Below are 19,503 nucleotides of genomic sequence, written 5' to 3' on the forward strand. Positions count from 1 at the left end.
TGACGCTTTTATTTCGTTCGGACTGTAAGCAAAAATGTCACTGCAACGGCGCATCGGCCCGATATTTCGAGGCTCCGTCGGTGACACATTTAATTTGGCCTACGCTGTTCCGTATCCAGCATCGGTCATATCTTTGGGCATTTCCGTTCCCATCGGATAACTCTAGGCAAGCAGTGTTTTAACCGGTACTGTCACGTTGTTGAAGGTCGCGCGAGCGAAGTCACATAACGTAAGTATTCCTCATCTAGCCGCAAGACGATCCAACATCGAATGCCCGGTCACGCCCTCCCACGCCTCGAAGGCCTGGGTGCGTGCCGACCGCTTCTCTTGCGCGTTCGTGTTGTAGCGGCAGTGCATGAACAGGTTTGCCACCTGATCATGGACCGACGTGAATCGCTGCAAGTGACGCGCTGATTTGAAACGGCGCATCACCTTCTCGCGCACCCGCGTTGGCTGATGCGAGTTCTCCGCCCGGTTGTTCAGCCCTTTGTGCTGTCGATGTTCCACGTTCAATCCCAAGTCACGGTTTGCCGCAGCGTAGCTCCTGAGCTTGTCGGTGATCAGAACGCGCGGTGCGCGTCCTTGCTTGCTGAGCAGCTTTCGCATGAGCCGTTTGGTCGCATGCCTGTCGCGCGGGCTTTGCACCAGAACGTCGAGCACCGCACCGTGCTGGTCCACCGCGCGCCACAGCCAGTGTTTCCTGCCTTTGATGGTGACTACTACTTCGTCGAGGTGCCACTTGTCACCTCGGGCTAGCGCAGTAGAGCGAATGCGTCGGGCGATACCCAGGCCGAACGTCACCGACCAGCGTCGCACCGTCTCGTAAGTGAGTTCAATGCCACGAGCCGCCAGCAACTCCTCGACCATGCGCAGACTCAGCGGAAAACGGTAGTACAGCCACACCGCGTAGCTGATCACGTCGGGCGGGAAGCGGTATCCCGAGTAGGAGATAGCGTCGTTGGCAGGTGCGCTTTGCTGCAAGTCGGGTCGTTTCATACAGGCAATTGTCGCTGCATTTCCGGCAACACGCCAACAACGTGACAATACCGTCCTGAGCTATCTTGGGTGAAGCACCTCGGAGTCGAGCGAAGACGACGGAGAGAGCGTGCCATCCATACTTGGTATTCAGAGAGTTCATGGTCCGATTTCCCGGTCTGAGCACACGGCATTGATTCGCTGGAAATTAAGCAAGTAACAGATAGATATGCTAAATATATTAATCTATCCGTGGGTCTATCTTAAGTGCCGTCTTTATACTCGTGGAAGCAGTTGAGCATGCTCTTGGATGAAGTGGCAGGGGACTTTATACGAACCCGAACAGGTTTTCATGGCGGCGGCCGCTGCGTGACAAGAAACGAGTGTTGAGGTATCTATGCCTGAAAAGCATCGGCGCGGTTGCCCATCTCGGACTTGATGTAAGTCAACGATCAGGAACATACCAGCGATGAAACCCGGCTGAACTTCAGCATCTACTTGGTATGGTCAATTTCCTCCGAGAATGGCGTCGGAGAGGCTGCTAGTTATCGCCGACATTTTGATTCAAGAGGCTCACTGGAATTTTTCGTCAGTGTGGAGCAGCGCGCTCGACGAGCATCGGGAGTTTCCACCACGTCGCGGCAAGCCCGATCCGTGAAGGGCGGCTGCGTCGCATCCGCAGGCAAGTGTCGGATCCACGCTGCATCGATATGCGGGCGACGGGTCGATTGACCCAAATCAAGCGTCCATGTGTGCCCGACACCTAAGCTGACTGCTTCCCGGTACGCGCGACATAGGAGCACAGCATGTCAAAACGCCTCATATTTTTCAGCCTCCTTATGTTGCCTGGCGCTTTCATTGTTTTGACGATTGTGTGCCTGCATCCCCGTTACCGCATGAAGGTTGTCCAGCTTGTCGGTATGCGTGGTCTGCTGTCGCGGTTTGAATGGACGCGTCTTAGATTCTTCGGCATTGGCTATGCTCACCCGAGGGATTTCCAAAGGAGTTCCGCGCTTGCCAATGTAGAGGCCATTTCTGAAAAATAGGAACGGCGATTTTTGCCGACGCTCGACGCGGTAAGGATGAATCTCGTTTGGAAGACTTATGCCCTACCGGTTCGATGTCGATCTACCTGCTTCCGTGCGTGGCCATCTGCCGCTACACGGGCAAGACATCTATCGTGGCGCCTTCAACCACGCATATGCGGCGCATGCTGGCGATCCGCACCAGGAGGAAATCGCTCACCGGATTGCCTGGGCAGCCGTAAAGCGCTTCTACATCAAGGACCGCGAAGTCTGGATACAGCGGGATTGATCCTTGAAGCGAATATCTGCCTTTAAAGCCATTGACGGGCTTTGGGTGGGACACGGTAGGCGTCAAATGCGAGCACGGTAGCAACTGATTGGAAGGAACTTGGAATGGCCACAGAATCGCCATCAGCGCAGCACCCGGACCACTTGCCGCTCGACCATGGTTACTTGTTTTCCACGGGCGGCCTGGGCCGCAAGATCGATTCAAAAGCGGCCATCGAGTGGCTGAAGCATCAGGACGGCGCGGGCGAGGAATTCATTTGGCTGCAGTTTCACGATATCCCGACCGTCCTGGACGGCTGGCCGTTAGAGCATGTTGAACTGCCGGAGGCATTCGGCGACACTCTTAAAGAGGCTTCTCGCTCTACTCGTATTGAACATGTGCAAAAGAACCTCATTGCCGTAGTCAATGAGGTCGATTACGACTTCGAGCGGAAAAAGCCTCTTAAAGTCGCAACGTTATGGCTAAATGCAAGCGCTCGCTGTCTTCTGAGCGTGCGCAGCCTTCCCCTGCGTTCGGTCGACCAGTTACGGGTGGCTATTGAGCGAGGGGAGGCCTTTCATAGCCCTATGGGGCTCCTGATCTACCTGCTGCAACAGCAAGCGGATGCGCTGCTCGGCATCGTCCGGAGCTCCGCCCAAACCGCCAACAATGTTGAAGAGATGCTGCTCACCGGCAAATTACCCACGCGCTCCAGCCTCGGCGGCATTCGCCGAGATCTGGTGCGCTTGCGCCGCCTCCTAGCGCCGGAGCCCGGCGCTCTGTTTCGTCTTGTCAACCGGCCACCGCATTGGGTAAAGGAAGATGACGCCCAGTCGCTGAGGCAGTCCGCCGAAGAGTTTTCCCTGACTCTGCGCGACATGGCGGGTCTTCAAGAGCGGATCGAGATGCTGGAAGAGGACATTGCCGACAGAGTAGGGGAGCACACCAACCGCAGCGTATTGATTCTGACGGCCGTGACCGTAATCGCTTTACCCACCAACCTTATCGCCGGTTTGATGGGTATGAACGTCGGTGGCCTTCCCTTAAGGTACGACAACAAAGGGTTCTGGATCGTATCCATAATGTCGGCGGCCCTGACAAGCTTGGCTGCATGGCTCATTTTCCGGCGAAGACACGATTGACGCCGTCAGCATTCCGCCGGATGCAGTCGGGACCGGCCAAGCTAGTACAACATCCCGTAAATATGTTTACTAATTATCTGGCTGCAAATAGGGCGCCAGGAGCGTGACGACCAATTGAGCCATCTCGTCGAGCGGCCCTGAGCCCGGCAAAGGTTCCCATCTCCCGCTATGGCTGCGAAAGGCTGCACCATAAAGGTTGCGGCCGAGTTCGGTCAGGCGAGCCACAACAATCGGATCCTGATCGTCCAGACGTTTGATTAGCAGGTGACGCCCGTAGGCTTGCGTAACGATCTGATCATGGCCCAACAGGGCGCGCAATTGACGCTGTAGTTTTGAAGCGCAGTGTTTGGTGGGTAAGGCGCCCATGACGGTCCCTCGATTACGATGTGCCGGTTTGCAACGGATAGCCCCGGAAACTCCATTTGAAGGGGTGCGCTGTCTGATTGCGCTCGCGGATAAACTGCTCGGTGCGCTCGCGCAGACGCGCGGTGCTGGTGTGGCTGGCATGGCGAAGCACACGGCGGGTGTAGAGGGCAAACCATAGTTCGATCTGATTGACCCAGCTCGCGTGCAAAGGGGTGAAGTGGAAGTGAAACCGCTTACCGTGCCTCGCGTTGAATGCCTGCCACACGGCCTGGGCGCGATGCGTATTCAGATTATCCCAGATGACATGCACCTGTTTGCCAGGGTACGCGTGCGCCACGCTCTCCATGAAGGCCACCAGATCGTCCTGCGTGCGCCGGTCGCGACAGCTGCCCAGCACCTGTCCAGTATGAACATCGAGCGCGGCAATCAACGCCTGGGTGCCATGATGGATATATTCAAACTCACGACGACGCAGCCGTCCCGGTCCGGGCGCGCGTCCCGGATGCTTGCGCTCGATGGCCTGAATGCCGGTTTTCTCGTCGATACTCAGCACGACCGCGTTCCTGGGTGTGCGGCGATACAGTTTGCAAATCACATTGACCTTCTCGCGAAAGGCCGGATCCGGACTGTGAAGCCATTGTTGGACCCGGTGCGGGCGTATGTCGCCGGCTTGCAAAATACGCTGTACATGGCTGCGGCTGATTTGCCCGACAATGCCACGCTCCACGGCACGCACCACAATCTCGTCAAGCGTCGGTGTGACCCGTCCCTCAGCTTCCTGCGCTTCACACGCCAGCGCGATCAACTGCAGTCGCGTTTCCTGCGTGATGCGCGCAGGACGACCACTGCGCTCACCTTCTCGAATTCCTTGCACACCTTGCCGCGCAATGCGCTTGCGCCACAGGCAGACCGTTTGCACGGACACGCCCAGTTCCTGCGCAATCGCTGTATTCGAGTGACCCTCATGAGCCAATAACGCGAGGCGCGCACGCATCACATCTCGCTGAGGGGCAGTCTTGCGCCTGATCAGCGATAACAGTTCCTGTCTTTCTTTCTTCGCCAGCTTCACTGGCGTTGCATGACGGCCTTGGCTCATCCTGCCATGATAAACGAGGCCATTAAATATTCAACTTATTTACGGGATGTTGTACTAGTCATGCCAACTCGAAAAATATTGACCTTGTCGGAGGTTGAGAATATTCGCCCTTACGAAAACCGGGAGAAGTAAATGGGGTGGGATAGAGCCAGTCGATATCAGAAGTTGGGAGGGTGGTTTCGGCCCCTTAGTCTGTTATATGGAGTGACGTGGGAACGGTTCGCCGATGTCTGTCGTCGCAAACCGTGTGACAAACGCCAAGCGCAGATCCTGAAGACAAACATATCATGCAGGCTGAAAGGGGCTCGCTTACTTTACGTTTGTCAAAAGATGCTTGACATCCGTGGAGCCTCGAGTGTTTTGGAGTGCTTGCGCATATCAATCAATTCGTCGATCTTTCGATACAACCCTCCATGGGTTCCCAAATGGGCTCGGTGTCCGTCAGATCCACATGCTGGCGCATGTCTTGTTGTATTGTTCATAGGGACGACGCGCGCGGCGAAGCATCGGATGAGGCTGCCCGATAGTGGTGATTGCCTTGACGTCGACGCACGCTCCATGGGGAGCAAGTGTGACTAACAGCCGTGGAGGTTTTGTGAATGAGAAAGTACGTCACCTGCTGGCTCGAATAAGCGCTCTGGAAGACGAACTGAAGACAACGCTGCATGAAACGGAGGTCCCTCTCTTCTATCACGTCAACGGCAAGCGAATCGAGTTTGACGCTTCTGTAAGCGCGTCGCATCGCGCGTCGAAGACAGGACTATTTCGCTGGATCTGCAAGAGTCGTCCGTCCACGATCCTGGTCGCGCCGGTGATCTACGGGTTGATCGTGCCGCTTCTGATATTCGATCTGGGTCTCACCGTCTATCAAATTATCTGTTTTCCCGTGTATAGGATCAAGAAAGTCAAACGTTCGGACTATATCGCCACCGATAGATGGCATTTAGGGTATCTGAATTTCATGGAGAAATTTAATTGCCTATATTGCGCCTATGCGAATGGAATCATTGCTTACGGCACCGAGATTGCAGCTCGCACCGAGCAATATTGGTGTCCCATAAAGCATGCTAACCGGGTGCTTGGAAGTCACGCGAGATATGAGCAATTCATTCGCTACGGAGACGCCGAGAGCTATCAGCAACGGCTTTCTGAATTCCGCGCGGCGTTATCGAAGGATTCCGACAGACCGAATGTTCCTGGCGAGTCTCCGCTGGATTGAGACCGGTGCTGCCGCGGCCTAAGCCGATCGGCTCAGTTGGCGGGCCCTGGCACTACTGTGACGAGCGTCGGCGGCGTTGTGCTTGCGGCAGCGTACGCACAGGCCAAAAAGCGTGTAGTCGTGCATTGACATAGCTCAACTTCGGCGGGGGATCTCAACGCTATTCTGCTGCTTGGAATGTCCTCAGGACAAGACGACGGAGCAGCGCAATGGACCGCATATACAAAGGTAATCGGTATCCGTGGTTACTCAGATTAGCACAAGCAACCGCCCTGAGTGCATTGCTCGCAATCGGTATAACGTGGGCCGGCTCGACCGCTGATCACCCGATTGACACAGCGATCACGGCCGGAATGACGTCGCCCGCGTGCGCCGAGGTGCGATCCATGGCAGCCGGCTCACTGCTGTCGGCATCTCTGCCGAACAACGATATCTGCCGATCTTTTTTTCTTTATCGCGCAACGTTCTCAGACGCAACGGATGACGCAGGCCCTTATGTGGCATCGGTTATGCAGGACCGTATCGACGAATTCGGGCAGCTCATTGGCTACGTAGCCGTGCTGTCACTTGTAGTGGTCTGGACAATCTTCATGCTGGCGACGGCCATAAGTATCGCGTATCGCCGGAGGGAGGGGGGCGTCGCGCAGCGGCAACGACATTTGCATCGACGCGAAGCAACGCGCGTCTCGCCGTAACACGAATGCTGCGCGATCTGATATTTCGCGGACTAAAAGCATTGAGCCTTGCTTGTCGGCGCGGCTTCACCGGATACGAAGACCGCAGGTCAACGCGACCGAGCTAGCCGGGCTCCGGAAGTCGGCTCCGTCGCAGCTTTCGGGCAAATTACCATCAAAGGAATCGCCAATGGATATCCGTTTCGAGACCGATGCCAAAGACGATCGCATGTCCCTTGCGCAATCGGTTGCCCTTACTTCCTGCAGCCCCTTTCGTGCACTGGATCATACGAAAGAGGCTGCCATAGCCCGTCTCACTGGCGGTTTGTCCCCTGCGGCGCTATCGCTGGCCGTCGCTGACTGGTTTATCCATCTCGCGGTTGCACCAGGAAAGCGGGCGGAGCTTGCCTCGCTGTACGCTGCGAACGGTCGCGAAATACGTGATTTATGCTCCGGTGGTTGACAGGCGGCGCTTCCTTGCCGATGGCGGAGCCTGCGCCCGTGGATCATCGATTTCGCGCCGACGCGTGGCAGACCGAGCCCTATAGGCTATCGTCCCAGATGTTCCTCCTTACGGAGCAATGGTGGCAAGCTGCCACTCATGACGTGCCGGGTGCGACCAAGCATCACGAAAACGTCGTCGGCTTCGGTGCACGTCAGTTGCTTGACATGGTCTCGCCGACGAATTCGCCATTCACCAACCCCGAGGTCATCGAACGAACCACAGCTACGCTAGGCGGTAATCTCCTGCAGGGCGTGCGCAACATGCTCGAGGACGCGCGCCTTCAGGCGGGCGGCGAAACGCCCGCGGGTGTCGATCAGTTCAAGGTTGGTGCAGCTCTTGCGGTGACCCCGGGGAAGGTGGTCTTTGGCAGCCATCTGATCGAACTCATTCAGTACAGCCCTGCCACTGAACAGGTGATCGCCGAGCCCATTTTAATCGTGCCCGCGTGGATCATGAAATACTACGTCCTCGATCTCTCGCCGCACAATTCGTTGATCCGCTTCCTGGTCGCACAGGGCTACACGGTGTTCTGTATTTCGTGGCGCAACGTCGGGGCTGAAGACCGGAATCTGAGCCTCGAGAACTACCGCACGCTCGGGGTCATGGCCGCGCTCGACAGCATCAATGAGATCGTGCCGGAGCGGCGGGTCCATGCAACAGGGTATTGCCTTGGTGGTACGCTATTGTCGATTGCGGCGGCAGCAATGGCGGGTGCCGGCGACGAACGGCTTGCCTCGGTGTCGCTCTTTGCCGCGCAAACGGATTTCACGGAACCCGGCGAGCTACAACTGTTCATCGACGACAGCGAAGTCTACTTCATTGAAAGTATGATGTGGTCAAAAGGCTATCTCGATGCAAGTCAGATGTCGGGCGCATTTCAGATGCTGGAGTCAAATGACCTGGTTTGGTCTCGCGTCATTCACGACTACATGCTGGGCGAGCGGACGCCTATGTTCGACCTGATGGCGTGGAATGCCGACTCAACCCGCATGCCGTATCGGATGCACTCGGAATACCTGCGGCAACTGTTTCTCGACAACGACCTTGCCGCAAGCCGTTATCAGGTTGATGGACGGTCGATCTCGTTGCGCAATATTCGTGCACCCATGTTTGTGGTCGGCACGGATCGCGACCATATCGCTCCGTGGCGCTCGGTGTACACGATCCATTACCTGTCCGGTACCAACATCACGTTCGTCCTCACGAGCGGGGGCCACAACGCAGGCATCGTCGGCGAGCTGGGCCACGCCAACCGCCAGTTCAGGATTGAATACACGGCGGCCACAGGCCTTCGAATCGGGCCCGATGAATGGGTTGAAGGCGTGAAATTGCGGAACGGTTCATGGTGGCCCGCATGGACCGACTGGCTCGCCGCCCAATCAAGTGCTAAAACCGTCGCGCCACCGCATGTGGGGCCGCACGCGCAAGACCTTGCATCCCTGCCAGATGCGCCCGGCACCTATGTGCTTCAGGATTGAGGGTATTCATGGACGACAATCTCCTTCACGACCGCACCTTCGAGGAGCTTGCGATTGGGGGAATCATCATCGCTTGTGCGTACGGCCGGCCAGGACGACATACAACTGTTCGCCGCGATGTCGGGGGACGTTAATCGGGCGCACCTGAACGCAGCCTTCGCCGAACGATACGTTCGGTCATGTCGTTGTGCAGGGCATGTGGACAGCAGGACTGATCTCTGCGTTGCTGGGCACGAGACGGCCTGGACCGGGCACGATATATTTGGATCAGGACGTGCGGTTCCGACATCCGGTCGTACCCGGAGATGTGGTGACTGCGAGTGTGACCGTCAAGGAAAAACGCACGGACAAACGAATTGTGCTGCTTGATACGCGTGGCACCAACCAGCGCGGCGACGTAGTGCTGACAGGCATGGCAACGGTGATTGCGCCGGCCAAGTCTATCGTGTGGCCGCGGATCGCACGCCCGGATGTTTCCTTGCGAAGCCACGATCGCTATGACACATTCATTCGCGAAGCACGGATGCTGCCTTCGCTGCGCGTGGCGATCGTACACCCGCGTTCCGCCGATGCGATCAGGGCTGCCATCGAGGCCCGCGATGAAGGGCTCATCGAACTAATCCTGATTGGACCCGAGGCCAAGATATGCGCGGCTGCCGAGCTGGCTCAGGTGAGTCCGGACGGAGTGACTATCGGGGCCGTCGAACACAGCCACGCAGCCGCTGCGCGCGCGGTCGAACTGGGAGCGGAGGGGAAGGTCGCCGCTCTGATGAAGCGCAGTCTGGAGGCGAACGAATTACTATCGGTGATAGTGAGTCCGGCGTCCGGCCTGCGGACCGAGCGACCGATCAGCCACGTCTATGCGATGGACGTACCTGCCTATTCGAAGCCTCTTTTAATTACGGACGCCTCGGTCAATGTCACACCGTCGCTCGAGCAGAAACGCGATATCTGTCAGGACACAATCGACCTGCTGCACTTGCTGGGTATCGAGCAGCCGCGCCTCGCCGTCCTTGCGGCAATCGAAACCGTCAACCCGCGCATGGAAACCACGGTGGACGCGGCCGCTCTCACCGTGTTGGCTGCATGCGGCCAGATTCGCGGTGCGCTCGTCGATGGCCCGCTAGCCTTCGACAACGCCATCAGCCTTGCCGCAACAAATCGCTTCAGCAGTCGCCGGTCAGGCGGACATCCTGCTCGTACCTGACCTGGAAGCAGGCAACATGCTTGCGGAACAACTGATGTACTTTGAAGGCGCCGATCAACGGCGACACGGTTCACGACATCTCGCTGCGATCGGCCGTCACCGAAGACCTGCACGAAGTGCTGGATGAAACGCTCAACTGGTTCGCGATACATTCCCCGATGGCTGATGTTGTCTCGGTGGGGCACCGCGTAGTGCACGGCCGCGACACGTTTTCCGGCTCCGTTGAGATAACAAACGAAACGCTTGCCACTATCGAATTACTGATACCGCTCGCGCCGTTGCACCAACCGCAGAGCGTGCGGCCGATTCGTGCGATTCGACACTTGAGGCCCCACCTCGTGCAATCGGCCTCATTCGACACGGCCTTTCATCTCACGCAAACGGATTTCGGCACCGCTTCGCACTACCGCGCCGTTTCTTCGACGGGGGCGTTAAACGTTATGGTTTCCACGACCTCTCGTACTGGTTCCTCGCGGAGTCCCTTGTGCACAAGTTTCCCGAGATCGCCAACCGCAACGTGATTGCCGCCCACCTCGGCAGCGGCGCGAGCCTGTGTGCGATGAGCGCAGGCACGAGCCGTGATACAAGCATCGGATTTTCGACCCTCGACGGCATTCCGATGGCTACGCGATGCGGGGCGCTTGATGCTGGCGTCGTCCTTTATCCGCTTCGGCAACAAGGCCTGAGCGCAGCCGAGATCGATAAGATCCTGTACGAACAGTCCGGATTACTCGGGATCTCGGGATTGAGCGCGGACAGCCGGGAGTTGAGTGTTAGCAATCGGCCTGAGGCACGCGAAGCGCTCGAACTGTTTGCGTTTCGGATTGCGGGTGACGCAGCCCGGCTTGCCACTACCCTTGGTGGCCTAGATTGCGCCGGGATCGGCGAACACCAGCCTGACGTCCCTGCGACCATATGTGAGCGCCTTGCGTGGCTCGGCGTCGAAATCGATCACCGGGCGAACGCGGACAATGCAAGCGCGATCAATTCGGACCGCAGTCGCATTGACGTGCTGGTGCTCGAGACCGACGAAGGGCAGATCACCGCGAACGAGGCCAATTCTAATCTTCGCAGCGAGGGAGTAGCGGTATGAACGGCATCATCGATTTATCCAGCAAGCGCGGTCTGGTCGTTGGCATTGCGAATGAACACAGCATTGCGACCGGCTGCGCACGCCTGTTTCGACTTGCCGGCGTGGACCTTGCGATCGCCTAACTGAACGAAAAGGCCGAACCGTAAGTACGCGCCGTCGCCGAGACTCTGCCGGCAGCGCTCATCATGCCCTGTAATGTCAGTGGGCCGGGCGAGCTCGAAGCCGTGTTCGAGAGGATGAAGAGCGAGTGGGGGAAACTGGACTTCGTGCTCCACTCGATCGCCTTCGTGCCCGCTGACGACCTTCACCCGAGCCTTGCCGATTGCTCTGCCGAGGGATTCGCGCTCGCGATGGACGTGTCCTGCCATTCATTCATCCGCATGGCAAAGATGGCGTTGCCGCTGATGACCGATGGCGGCAGCCTCATGACCGTCAGTTTCTACGGCGCTGAACGGGCCGTCGATCACTACAACCTGATGGGACCGGTCAAGGCGGCGCTCGAATGCAGCGTGCGTTACCTGGCAGCCGATCTCGCGGCGCGGCGGGTTCATGTCCACGCAATTTCCGCCGGCGCGGTGAAGACGCGTGCAGCGTCGGGTCTGGATCATTTCGATGTGCTGCTCGACGAGGTGCGTGCGCGCACGCCGGCGCAGCATCTTGTCACGATCGAGGAGATCGGGCGTATCGCAGCCCTGCTAGCCACCGATGCTGGCATGACGCTCACTGGTTCGACTATCTACGCCGACGCTGGTTATCACGTGGTGGCCTGACGATCGCCCGGTTTTCATCGGCGCGTCGGGTTGAATGTGCGTGACGTCATTCGCCCGGATAACGCAGATAGCGCGCGCGTAGCACGGAGAAACCGACCAACTGTTCCGACTCGAGCGTTTCGAGGGTTTCGCGATCCGCACCTTGGCGGATAGCTTGCCATATCGCTGTTGAGCCGACGGCATCGCGCGTGGCTTCGAGGTCGAAGGTTTGGGGATACAGACGGAACAGCGTGGAGAGCAGCGCCAGTCCGAGGCGAGCCGGTTGTCGCGACGGTTCATGAGAAACAATCCTGACCCCGTGGCAAAGTTCGCCACGATAAACGGACTCGGTAGGCACGAAGTCGACAGGCTCGAAGCGGGCTCCGGTATCAAGGCCGTTCAGCTCTTGAGCCAGGCGCACACCGTCAATCCAGGGTGCGCCGATCCACTCGAAGGGATGCGGCGTGCCGCGGCCCACGCTTACGTTGGCGCCTTCGAGTAGCGCGACGTCCGGGTATAGATCGAGCTGGGACGTGGTGCGCAGGTTCGGTGACAAAGGCACCCAGCCAAGCCCCGTATCTGCTATGCGCATCGAGCGCCGATACCCGTTCATCGGTATCACTCTCAAGTCCGCGCGAATAGATTTCTCTCGATTAAATAGCGCAGCAAGTTCTCCGACGGTCATGCCGGGCAGCAGAGGCAACGGGAAAAAGCCAGTGAACGACTCGTGTCCTGAGTCCAGTAGAGGTCCACCGAAACGCTCGGCACCAAGCGGGTCGGGCCGGTCGAGTACAAAGAGTGGAGTCTTGCGGCGTGCCGCGGCTTCAAGTGCGTAGCCAAGCGTGGTTTCGTAAGTGAAGAAGCGCCCCCCTGCGTCCTGAATGTCGAAAACCAGCGCGTCGAGCCCTTCGAGTGACGCATCCGAGAAGCGCTGGCTGTTTCCATAAAGGCTGTGCACGGCGAGTCCCGTAGCTGCGTCGTGTGCATCGTCGATCCGTTTGTCGCTGTCGGTGTCCAGTCCATGTTCCGGCGAAAATAATGCCGTGAGTTTTACACCCGGCGCTTGATCGAGTACGTCAATCGTACGTTTGCCATTGCCATCAAACCCGCTGCGGTTCGTTACCAATCCGATGCGCAGGCCCGACAGCGGAGCGAACTGCTGCTCCTCGAGGACATCGATGCCTGTTTTTACCGGACCGGTCGACACGGGCAGGATGGACGCCGTGGCAATTGCGGGCGCGGTCCATGGAAGTCGCTGTTCGATATCCCGGATATCGATCTCGGGCTCGCGGCTCGCCAGCAATGCCAGCACCTGCTCACGAAGCGGCCGGACGTCGCCCTGATCATCCGGATACACGCGGTTCGTGAGGATAATGGCAAACTTGTATGATATAAAATCGATCCAGATCCCAGTGCCGGTATAGCCCGTGTGACCGATCGATCCGACGGGAGGCAATCGGTCCCGATTGGAAGCGAGTGGGGCGCTCAATTCCCATCCCAGACCCCGCAACGGCAACATTGAAGTCGGCGACGCGGGCGTTGCAAGCGCCGTGACACTCGACGTCTTCAATATCTGCACCTCGCCAGCGCGCCCGCCATTCAAGATCATCTGCGCGAACCGGGCGAGGTCGCGGGCAGTGGAGAAGAGACCGGCGTTACCAGACACGCCGCCCATCGCGGAAGCGAGAGGATCGTGAACACGGCCCCGGCGGATGCCTTCGCGGTCGGCCGTCGTCGCAGCGCTTCGCAGGGCGTGTTCGCGGTCAGGAAGAAAACCGGTGTCGACCATTCCGAGCGGATCGAATAGGTGAGTTCGACAGTAGCCCTCAAGCGGACGGCCTGTTATTCGCTGCACGAGCTCGCCCAGTATCACGAAATTCAGATCACTGTAGATCGCGCGGGTACCGGGTTTGGCGTGCAGGCGCTCGGCGGCAATGTCTCGCAAGACGCTTGCCTGTGTCGCTGCAGCAGGCAGCACAGGCAAGCCAGGGCGCAAGCCCGAGGTATGCGCAAGCAGTTCGCGCACGGTCACTTGTTGCTTTTGGTTCGCAGCAAACGCGGGCCAGTAGCGTGCGACGGGCGCGTCGAGTTGCAGTTGTCCATCTTCGACCAGTTGCATGATTGCCGTGGTCGTCGCAATTGCCTTGGTAAGGGACGCGAGGTCGAATACGGTGTCAAGGGTCATTGCCTCGGGGCGTTGCCCTGCGACGCGCAGCCCATATGCTTTTTCATACGATATGCCATGCGTGTCGCCCGTCACCACCACTGCGCCCGGGATCCTGCCTGCCTCAATCTGCGCCGTTACGATGAGATCGAGTTGATCGCGTGCGGCAGCGCCTAGCTCGTCGCACTGGACGCCACTCGCAGTGAGCACGAGCGCGCAGACGAACACGCAGCGCCACAGATGAATCAGCGCGGAAGTTGGCTGGCGTCGTACCGGTTGCGAGGATTCCATAACATCCATCCGTCCGTACTGGCTGCGTCGGCGGCTTGCGTCTGTGCGCGAATCGCCTCTGCATTGAATTCGCGGTGATCGAACGCGTAGTCCCTGAACGCTTGCAGCCATGGCCGGAAGCGCACGCCGGGAAGACCGGTGCGCCGCTGGGCTTCGGCGAGCGAGCGGCGCACGATCTGGCCGGGATCGTCGACCGGCTTCGTGCAGCCCGGTAGGCCCCATGTGAAGCCGGAGGGATAAAGCATCGGTGAAATATAGTCCAGCGCGGAGCCCAGTGTCTGGATGTCCTGACCGATAGCCGTGTCGTCGAGATTCCAGCAGACGTAACCAAAGATATCCGCCGCCACAAACACGTTATAGGGCGCGAGCCGTTCACGAGCCGCCTTCAGGAAGCCGACAATCGCGGCGGTCCGGTTTGCGCGTGTGTTCGGCAGCGCGAACTGCAGGCCGCTGGCATCGGGGAAACGCACGTAGTCGAATTGGATCTCATCGAAGCCGAGGCGTGCCGCTTCCTCCGCAACGTCAAGATTGTGTTTCCAGACGTCATGCGAAAAAGGGTCCATCCATTGTAGCTTTTCGCGGTCACGCCAGGGATGACCGGCGGCGTCGTGAACTGCCCAACCAGGATGTGCATCGGCAAGTGGGTCGTCCTTGAACACCACGATGCGCCCGATCAGATAAAAGTTCTTTCGATGCAGCTCGGCGAGTATTGCCGAGAGGTCCCTTGCGAAGGGCGCACGCGTCTTGATTTGCGCGTTGGCTCCGATCGCCTCGCGCGCCTCGCTTGGGTACGGCGTAAGACCACGGTCACCTTTGACATCGATGACGAGCGCATTGATTGACGTTGTGTCGCGCAGGTTGACGGCCGCTTCTCGCAGGGACGGGCTAGTCACGCCATAGACGGATAAATACACCGCCTTCGGACGAAAGGGGGTAAGGACGAGCGTGACCGGTTCGTCGCCCGTGACTGCGGCTCGTGTGCGCAGATAACCGGGCGAGCGCGCCGCGATGCTTGTTTCTGGACGCTCCACTGTGAAGCTTCCGTCGCGGCCCGTCAGGATAGTTCCCGACGCGGTGGTGACGATCGCCTCGGCAACCGGCAATCGAGTAGTAGCATCGATCACGACGCCGCTCACAGCCATGGCGCTTGAGCTGACGAGTAGCGCGACGACGGCAAGAGTGGTGGCGGCCGTCTGCCAAAAAACCCTTGGCCGCCTCATGGCCGCGGCTCCGAAGTGGCTACCGAACGCACCGATCGCCCTTCGGTCTCGCCGAGCAGCCGCGCGAATGCGCTCGCGTTATACGCGTCAATAATGAGAAAACGCGGCAGTGCCAGCAATGCGGACGGTCTTTTGACAGCGTAGCCATCCAGTGTGAAAGCAGCGACATATCCGTCGCTGGCAGCAAGCGTCATAAGCTGATCGTCGTAGATGCCGAACGGCCACGCGAGCATGTCGACGTGACCACCGACCTCAGCCTCGATACGCGTTCGCGACCGCTGCAGTTGCGCATGAACAAACTGGATGAACTCGGGTGCCGTCAGACGCTTGCGCTCGATCTTGAAATTGGGATGCCAGTAGGTATGCGACTGGACGTCGAACAATCCGGTCTGCTTGAGTGTGCGTAGCTGATCCCACGTGAGAGCGTAGGGCGCGTTCGAAATAGCCGATGGATAAACGAACAAGGTGACGGGCAAGCGGTTACGGATTGCGATGGGCCGTAGTATCTCGAACACCGAACGATGGCCGTCATCCACGGTAAGCACTGCGGTCTTGGGCGGCAACGTCGCAGTGGGCTCGTTCAGCCACTTGATGACATCGCGCAGAGGAACTACCTGGTAGCCGTGCGTACGTAAGGATTGTAATTGCGCCTCAAACGTATCGGTCCGGACGGTCATCGAATCTTGAGCGGTAAGCGCAAATCGATGATAGACGAGGATGACGACATGAGGCTCGGTCACTGAGGCTTGTGCTAAGGATGTCTCCACCAACCAAGCGAACGCTAGCATTCGCAGCAGATGAAAACTGAGCGCCCGGTTCATCGGATCGCTCGTGCGGGCAGGACTAGGGCAAATTGCCCTGGCGCGACCTTGCAAAGGCTGGGCAGATGACGCGCCTGCATGACGTGCGGCGTCGCATCGGCATTTAGAGAGAACCGCGTTGCATTTGCTACGGCAGTTTCATGCGCAATGGAGCGCCCCATCAGCGTGGGTGACATATTTGCTTCTCGCGAATGTTGTGATGCATCGGGTGCGCCGTGGATGGTGTTGCGTTCTTTGATTGGTTAATGCTGCATCCTCGCTGCACTTGCGCTCATGATTTAGATCAAATGCCACTGCCCCGGCGTCCCGTCGTTCGCGGCTTCTAATTTTATTTCTAATTCAAAAGTGAATCAATGATCCATGGCCACGCGACAATGGAACGAACCCGTTGATGATCCAGTTCAAGGTTGCGAAGCGAGTCGCACAGATGGTGTTGCAGCGCATCGATACTGTCGAAGACGCGATTGTGAAAGGACTTTTCGCGCAGATCGTCCCAGAGATGTTCAACGGGATTAAGCTCGGGCGAGTACGGCGGAAGTGTGAGCAGGCGCAGGTTGTGCGCCGGCCTGAGCGAAGCACTCCGATGCCATCCGGCGCCGTCGAGAACCATCACGATGCGCTCGTCGGGATGGCGCGCGCAGACCTCATCGAGAAACAGCTGCATGCAGGCGCCGTTGACGTGCGGCAGGATCAGCGAGTCGAGCACGCCATCGGTCACCGAGACGGCCGCATAAGCGTAGGTGTACTCCTGCGTCACCATTGCCTGACACAACGGACGAACCGGTTTGGGACACCAGCAACGCCGCGTATCGGAGATGCGACCGAAGCGCGCTTCGTCCTGAAACATCAGCCGGATCGGCCCTTGGCCCGGCCACGCGCGGTCGATTTCGAGGAGGATGTCGGGGAGTTTTTTTTCCAGGCTTCCTGGGCGGCCACATCAGCTTTGGGGTGTCGCTTGTCGGGTGCCAGCTTGCGCCAGCCATGACGGTGTAGCAGGTTGTAGGCGGACGCCATGGCAACTTTGCGTCCCAGCCGTTCATCCAGCGCCCGCTTGATCTCTCCGACCACGAGGATGCCGCCCACCTTAGCCTTCTCGAAAAAGGGCGCAAGAAAGCTCGCTTCTTCTTCCCGCGTCATATTCTCGCGGCGTCGACCGCCCGGCTTGGGATGGTCAGCTTCGGGCATCCCGTCAGCCAGGATGAAGCGCCGGCGCAACTGACAGGCCCAGCCGACCGATACGCCAATCGCTTGCGCAGTCTGCGCGAGCGTTAGACCGAATTCGAGCGGTAACAGTACCGCTTGAGCCTGCCGCAACTCATTCACCGTTCTGGCCTCGACAATGAGCTTCTTTGCACGCTCAAGAACCTCACCACCTGTCGCTTGACGAACCATCGCGCACACCTCTACATGGAAGGCGTGCTTATTATTACACTATTGAATTAGAAATTGAATAACACCGGTCATCTGGTAGCAGCGAGAAAATACACGGAAAATCGGTGCGTAATCCCCGCTATAGGTGATCTGCGAATGTTTCTAAAGTGAGCATCGCAACCTAGATACTATGGAAGGGGCCAGCGAAAGTAAGCTCCCTGGAGTAAAACGAGGATTCTGACATTCGTTTTTCGAAAGGAGCACGCAAATGGACGCGCTTAACACGGCCCTTCGAGGGCAAGATACAACGATCGTCGGCCGGCTGTATGTCGCCTTCGAATTAGGTGATAGGAGCTGGAAGCTGTCACTGGGTGATGGGGTGCGCGCGCCGAGCCGGTGTACGGTGGCGGCCGGCGACGCGACAGCGGTCCTGATGGCGATCGCCAAGGCCAAGGCGCGCTGCCACCTCGCAGCCGATGCCCCGGTTCGCAGCTGCTACGAGGCCGGACGGGACGGTTTCTGGTTGCACCGCTGGCTGAGCGATCAAGGCATCGTCAACCTGGTGGTGGATCCGGCCAGTATCGAAGTGAACCGGCGGGCACGCCGCGCGAAGACGGATCGGCTCGACAGCGACAAGCTGCTGTCAATGCTGATGCGCTACTACGGAGGTGAGCGGCGGGTGTGGGCGATCGCACGGATCCCGACCCCCGAGCAGGAAGATGAGCGGCGCGTGCATCGGGAACTCGGGCGTCTGCGGCAAGAGCGCACCGCCCACAGCAACCGGATCCGTTCGCTGCTGGTGTTGCACAACTTGCGGGTCGAGCGCATCGGTGGGCGCACGTGGGCGCCGTGGTGGGCTCAGCAGGCCGGGCAACTGTTGCCGGGTTTGCGGGCCGAGATTGAGCGCGAGTTCGAGCGGCTCTCGCTTGTCGCCAGGCAGATCAGGATGCTTGAAGCGCAGCAGGAGCGTCAGGTGCGCAGCGGTGCGCAACCCGCGATCGCGGTGCTGTCGAGGCTTGCGGGTATCGGCACCGGAAGTGCGTGGACCCTGGTCAAGGAACTGTTCGGCTGGCGGCAGTTTCACAACCGCCGGGAAGTCGCCGGCTGCCTAGGCCTGGCGCCCACGCCTTATTCGAGCGGCACCAGTGAGGTCGAGCAGGGTATCAGCAAGGCCGGCAACAAACGGGCGCGATGGCTGATGGTCGAACTCGCATGGAGCTGGTTGCGCTTCCAGCCGAGCAGCCAGTTGAGCCAGTGGTTCAATGAGCGCTTCGCGGGAGGCGGCAAGCGCATGCGACGTATCGGCATAGTGGCGCTTGCGCGCCGTCTGTCGATCGCCTTGTGGCGCTATCTGGAGCATGGTGAGATTCCGCTCGGGGCAACACTCAAGCCACCCGGCAGTGATGCAGTTGCGGTTTGAGCGGCGAATTTCGATCCACGACAGGACTTGAAGGTCAGCGCGCCCGGGCACTACACGGGTTACCCGACGGGTAGCCGTAGTTCTAGATGGGGCGCGTCGGTAACGGAGTGGTTCCAGCGCTGTGCGCATGCGGTATGAGGTGACCGGCCTGGCGCCGGCACGGATAGAAGTTAGTCCGGGGGCGGTTGCCCGGACATCAAACACTCCGACCTAACTCGTGTTGAAGTTTGGCTTTATAAGAAGGACTCCGAATATGAATCAGGCACCCTAGCCTGTGCAAGTTGTCCACCGCCGGCCAGCGTCGTGGTCGTGACAGGCGACCCGCTGGTCGGCCGTGGACAACTTGCAGTACCCTCAAAGGAGGTAACTGACCCACGGCAAACAGATCACCAAGGGCTTGACTTTCAATGCCCCATAGA

14 protein-coding genes and 4 pseudogenes are annotated in these 19,503 nt (G+C 58.8%); 10 read left to right on the forward strand and 8 right to left on the reverse strand.

Annotated elements, in window-relative coordinates; translation table 11 throughout:
• Positions 1–240 precede the first annotated feature (240 nt).
• Positions 241–996 carry an IS6 family transposase gene (locus ACSQ36_RS46445; RefSeq protein WP_436187540.1) on the reverse strand — a complete coding sequence of 252 codons (756 nt, stop codon included), beginning with the start codon at positions 994–996 and terminating at the stop codon, positions 241–243.
• A gap of 785 nt (positions 997–1,781) precedes the next feature.
• Between ACSQ36_RS46445 and ACSQ36_RS46450 the strand changes: the two genes are divergently transcribed.
• The 3 genes from ACSQ36_RS46450 (at position 1,782) to ACSQ36_RS46460 (ending at position 3,410) form a co-directional block, all read left to right on the forward strand.
• Positions 1,782–2,021 (forward strand): hypothetical protein, encoded by a 240-nt coding sequence (locus ACSQ36_RS46450; RefSeq protein ID WP_436187541.1) that lies wholly within the window; start codon positions 1,782–1,784, stop codon positions 2,019–2,021.
• A 58-nt stretch (positions 2,022–2,079) separates the two neighbouring features.
• Complete coding sequence (locus ACSQ36_RS46455; RefSeq protein ID WP_436187542.1) at positions 2,080–2,289, forward strand: ChaB family protein; 210 nt, start codon at positions 2,080–2,082, stop codon at positions 2,287–2,289.
• Positions 2,290–2,393: 104 nt separating this feature from the next.
• Complete coding sequence (locus tag ACSQ36_RS46460; protein WP_436187543.1) at positions 2,394–3,410, forward strand: CorA family divalent cation transporter; 1,017 nt, start codon at positions 2,394–2,396, stop codon at positions 3,408–3,410.
• Positions 3,411–3,479: 69 nt separating this feature from the next.
• On the opposite strand, the gene ACSQ36_RS46465 is transcribed toward ACSQ36_RS46460, so the two are convergent.
• Together ACSQ36_RS46465 and ACSQ36_RS46470 are read right to left on the reverse strand one after the other, a co-directional pair.
• Positions 3,480–3,776: a hypothetical protein gene (locus ACSQ36_RS46465; protein ID WP_436187544.1), complete on the reverse strand. Its 297-nt coding sequence runs from the start codon at positions 3,774–3,776 to the stop codon at positions 3,480–3,482.
• Between the two features lie 13 nt (positions 3,777–3,789).
• Positions 3,790–4,872, reverse strand: coding sequence for an IS630 family transposase (locus ACSQ36_RS46470; RefSeq protein ID WP_436187545.1), 1,083 nt, complete (start codon positions 4,870–4,872; stop codon positions 3,790–3,792).
• 538 nt (positions 4,873–5,410) lie between these two features.
• Between ACSQ36_RS46470 and ACSQ36_RS46475 the strand changes: the two genes are divergently transcribed.
• From ACSQ36_RS46475 to fabI, 6 genes and pseudogenes are all read left to right on the forward strand, one after another.
• Complete coding sequence (locus ACSQ36_RS46475; protein WP_436187546.1) at positions 5,411–6,091, forward strand: hypothetical protein; 681 nt, start codon at positions 5,411–5,413, stop codon at positions 6,089–6,091.
• Positions 6,092–6,477: 386 nt separating this feature from the next.
• Positions 6,478–6,786 (forward strand): hypothetical protein, encoded by a 309-nt coding sequence (locus ACSQ36_RS46480; protein ID WP_436187547.1) that lies wholly within the window; start codon positions 6,478–6,480, stop codon positions 6,784–6,786.
• Positions 6,787–6,994: 208 nt separating this feature from the next.
• Positions 6,995–8,748, forward strand: a pseudogene (locus ACSQ36_RS46485) (PHA/PHB synthase family protein).
• An 8-nt stretch (positions 8,749–8,756) separates the two neighbouring features.
• Positions 8,757–10,010: pseudogene (locus ACSQ36_RS46490) on the forward strand (bifunctional enoyl-CoA hydratase/phosphate acetyltransferase); the annotation flags it as partial.
• 1 nt (position 10,011) lies between these two features.
• Positions 10,012–11,048, forward strand: a pseudogene (locus ACSQ36_RS46495) (acetate/propionate family kinase); the annotation flags it as partial.
• A gap of 8 nt (positions 11,049–11,056) precedes the next feature.
• Positions 11,057–11,818 (forward strand): annotated as a pseudogene (fabI, locus tag ACSQ36_RS46500) (enoyl-ACP reductase FabI).
• A gap of 46 nt (positions 11,819–11,864) precedes the next feature.
• Here the strand turns inward: fabI and ACSQ36_RS46505 are convergent.
• The 5 genes from ACSQ36_RS46505 to ACSQ36_RS46525 all read right to left on the reverse strand — a co-directional run bounded on the left by ACSQ36_RS46505 (position 11,865) and on the right by ACSQ36_RS46525 (position 17,685).
• Positions 11,865–14,252, reverse strand: coding sequence for a serine hydrolase (locus tag ACSQ36_RS46505; protein WP_436187548.1), 2,388 nt, complete (start codon positions 14,250–14,252; stop codon positions 11,865–11,867).
• Positions 14,207–15,472, reverse strand: coding sequence for a putative glycoside hydrolase (locus ACSQ36_RS46510; protein ID WP_436187549.1), 1,266 nt, complete (start codon positions 15,470–15,472; stop codon positions 14,207–14,209). Before ACSQ36_RS46510 ends, ACSQ36_RS46505 begins: the two co-directional genes overlap by 46 nt.
• Entirely contained in the window at positions 15,469–16,212 is a 744-nt protein-coding gene (locus tag ACSQ36_RS46515) for a polysaccharide deacetylase family protein (protein ID WP_436187550.1), read from the reverse strand. The genes ACSQ36_RS46510 and ACSQ36_RS46515 overlap by 4 nt, the downstream gene beginning before the upstream one ends.
• Before the next feature lie 415 nt (positions 16,213–16,627).
• Positions 16,628–17,140: an IS630 family transposase gene (locus tag ACSQ36_RS46520; RefSeq protein ID WP_436187551.1), complete on the reverse strand. Its 513-nt coding sequence runs from the start codon at positions 17,138–17,140 to the stop codon at positions 16,628–16,630.
• Positions 17,140–17,685: a helix-turn-helix domain-containing protein gene (locus ACSQ36_RS46525; protein ID WP_436187552.1), complete on the reverse strand. Its 546-nt coding sequence runs from the start codon at positions 17,683–17,685 to the stop codon at positions 17,140–17,142. Before ACSQ36_RS46525 ends, ACSQ36_RS46520 begins: the two co-directional genes overlap by 1 nt.
• 247 nt (positions 17,686–17,932) lie before the next feature.
• Between ACSQ36_RS46525 and ACSQ36_RS46530 the strand changes: the two genes are divergently transcribed.
• On the forward strand, positions 17,933–19,084 hold the full coding sequence (locus ACSQ36_RS46530; RefSeq protein ID WP_120309550.1) for an IS110 family transposase: 1,152 nt from the start codon (positions 17,933–17,935) through the stop codon (positions 19,082–19,084).
• Positions 19,085–19,503: the final 419 nt, after the last annotated feature.

Origin of the sequence: Caballeronia sp. LjRoot34, assembly GCF_964253815.1 — a bacterium.
Lineage (GTDB): Bacteria > Pseudomonadota > Gammaproteobacteria > Burkholderiales > Burkholderiaceae > Caballeronia.

Coding starts and splice junctions, on each gene's coding strand:
- ACSQ36_RS46445 (WP_436187540.1), bottom strand. CDS start 996: ATGAAACGACCCGACTTGCAGCAAAGCGCACCTGCCAACGACGCTATC.
- ACSQ36_RS46450 (WP_436187541.1), top strand. CDS start 1,782: ATGTCAAAACGCCTCATATTTTTCAGCCTCCTTATGTTGCCTGGCGCT.
- ACSQ36_RS46455 (WP_436187542.1), top strand. CDS start 2,080: ATGCCCTACCGGTTCGATGTCGATCTACCTGCTTCCGTGCGTGGCCAT.
- ACSQ36_RS46460 (WP_436187543.1), top strand. CDS start 2,394: ATGGCCACAGAATCGCCATCAGCGCAGCACCCGGACCACTTGCCGCTC.
- ACSQ36_RS46465 (WP_436187544.1), bottom strand. CDS start 3,776: ATGGGCGCCTTACCCACCAAACACTGCGCTTCAAAACTACAGCGTCAA.
- ACSQ36_RS46470 (WP_436187545.1), bottom strand. CDS start 4,872: ATGAGCCAAGGCCGTCATGCAACGCCAGTGAAGCTGGCGAAGAAAGAA.
- ACSQ36_RS46480 (WP_436187547.1), top strand. CDS start 6,478: ATGGCAGCCGGCTCACTGCTGTCGGCATCTCTGCCGAACAACGATATC.
- ACSQ36_RS46505 (WP_436187548.1), bottom strand. CDS start 14,252: ATGGAATCCTCGCAACCGGTACGACGCCAGCCAACTTCCGCGCTGATT.
- ACSQ36_RS46510 (WP_436187549.1), bottom strand. CDS start 15,472: ATGAGGCGGCCAAGGGTTTTTTGGCAGACGGCCGCCACCACTCTTGCC.
- ACSQ36_RS46520 (WP_436187551.1), bottom strand. CDS start 17,140: ATGTTTCAGGACGAAGCGCGCTTCGGTCGCATCTCCGATACGCGGCGT.
- ACSQ36_RS46525 (WP_436187552.1), bottom strand. CDS start 17,685: ATGGTTCGTCAAGCGACAGGTGGTGAGGTTCTTGAGCGTGCAAAGAAG.
- ACSQ36_RS46530 (WP_120309550.1), top strand. CDS start 17,933: ATGGACGCGCTTAACACGGCCCTTCGAGGGCAAGATACAACGATCGTC.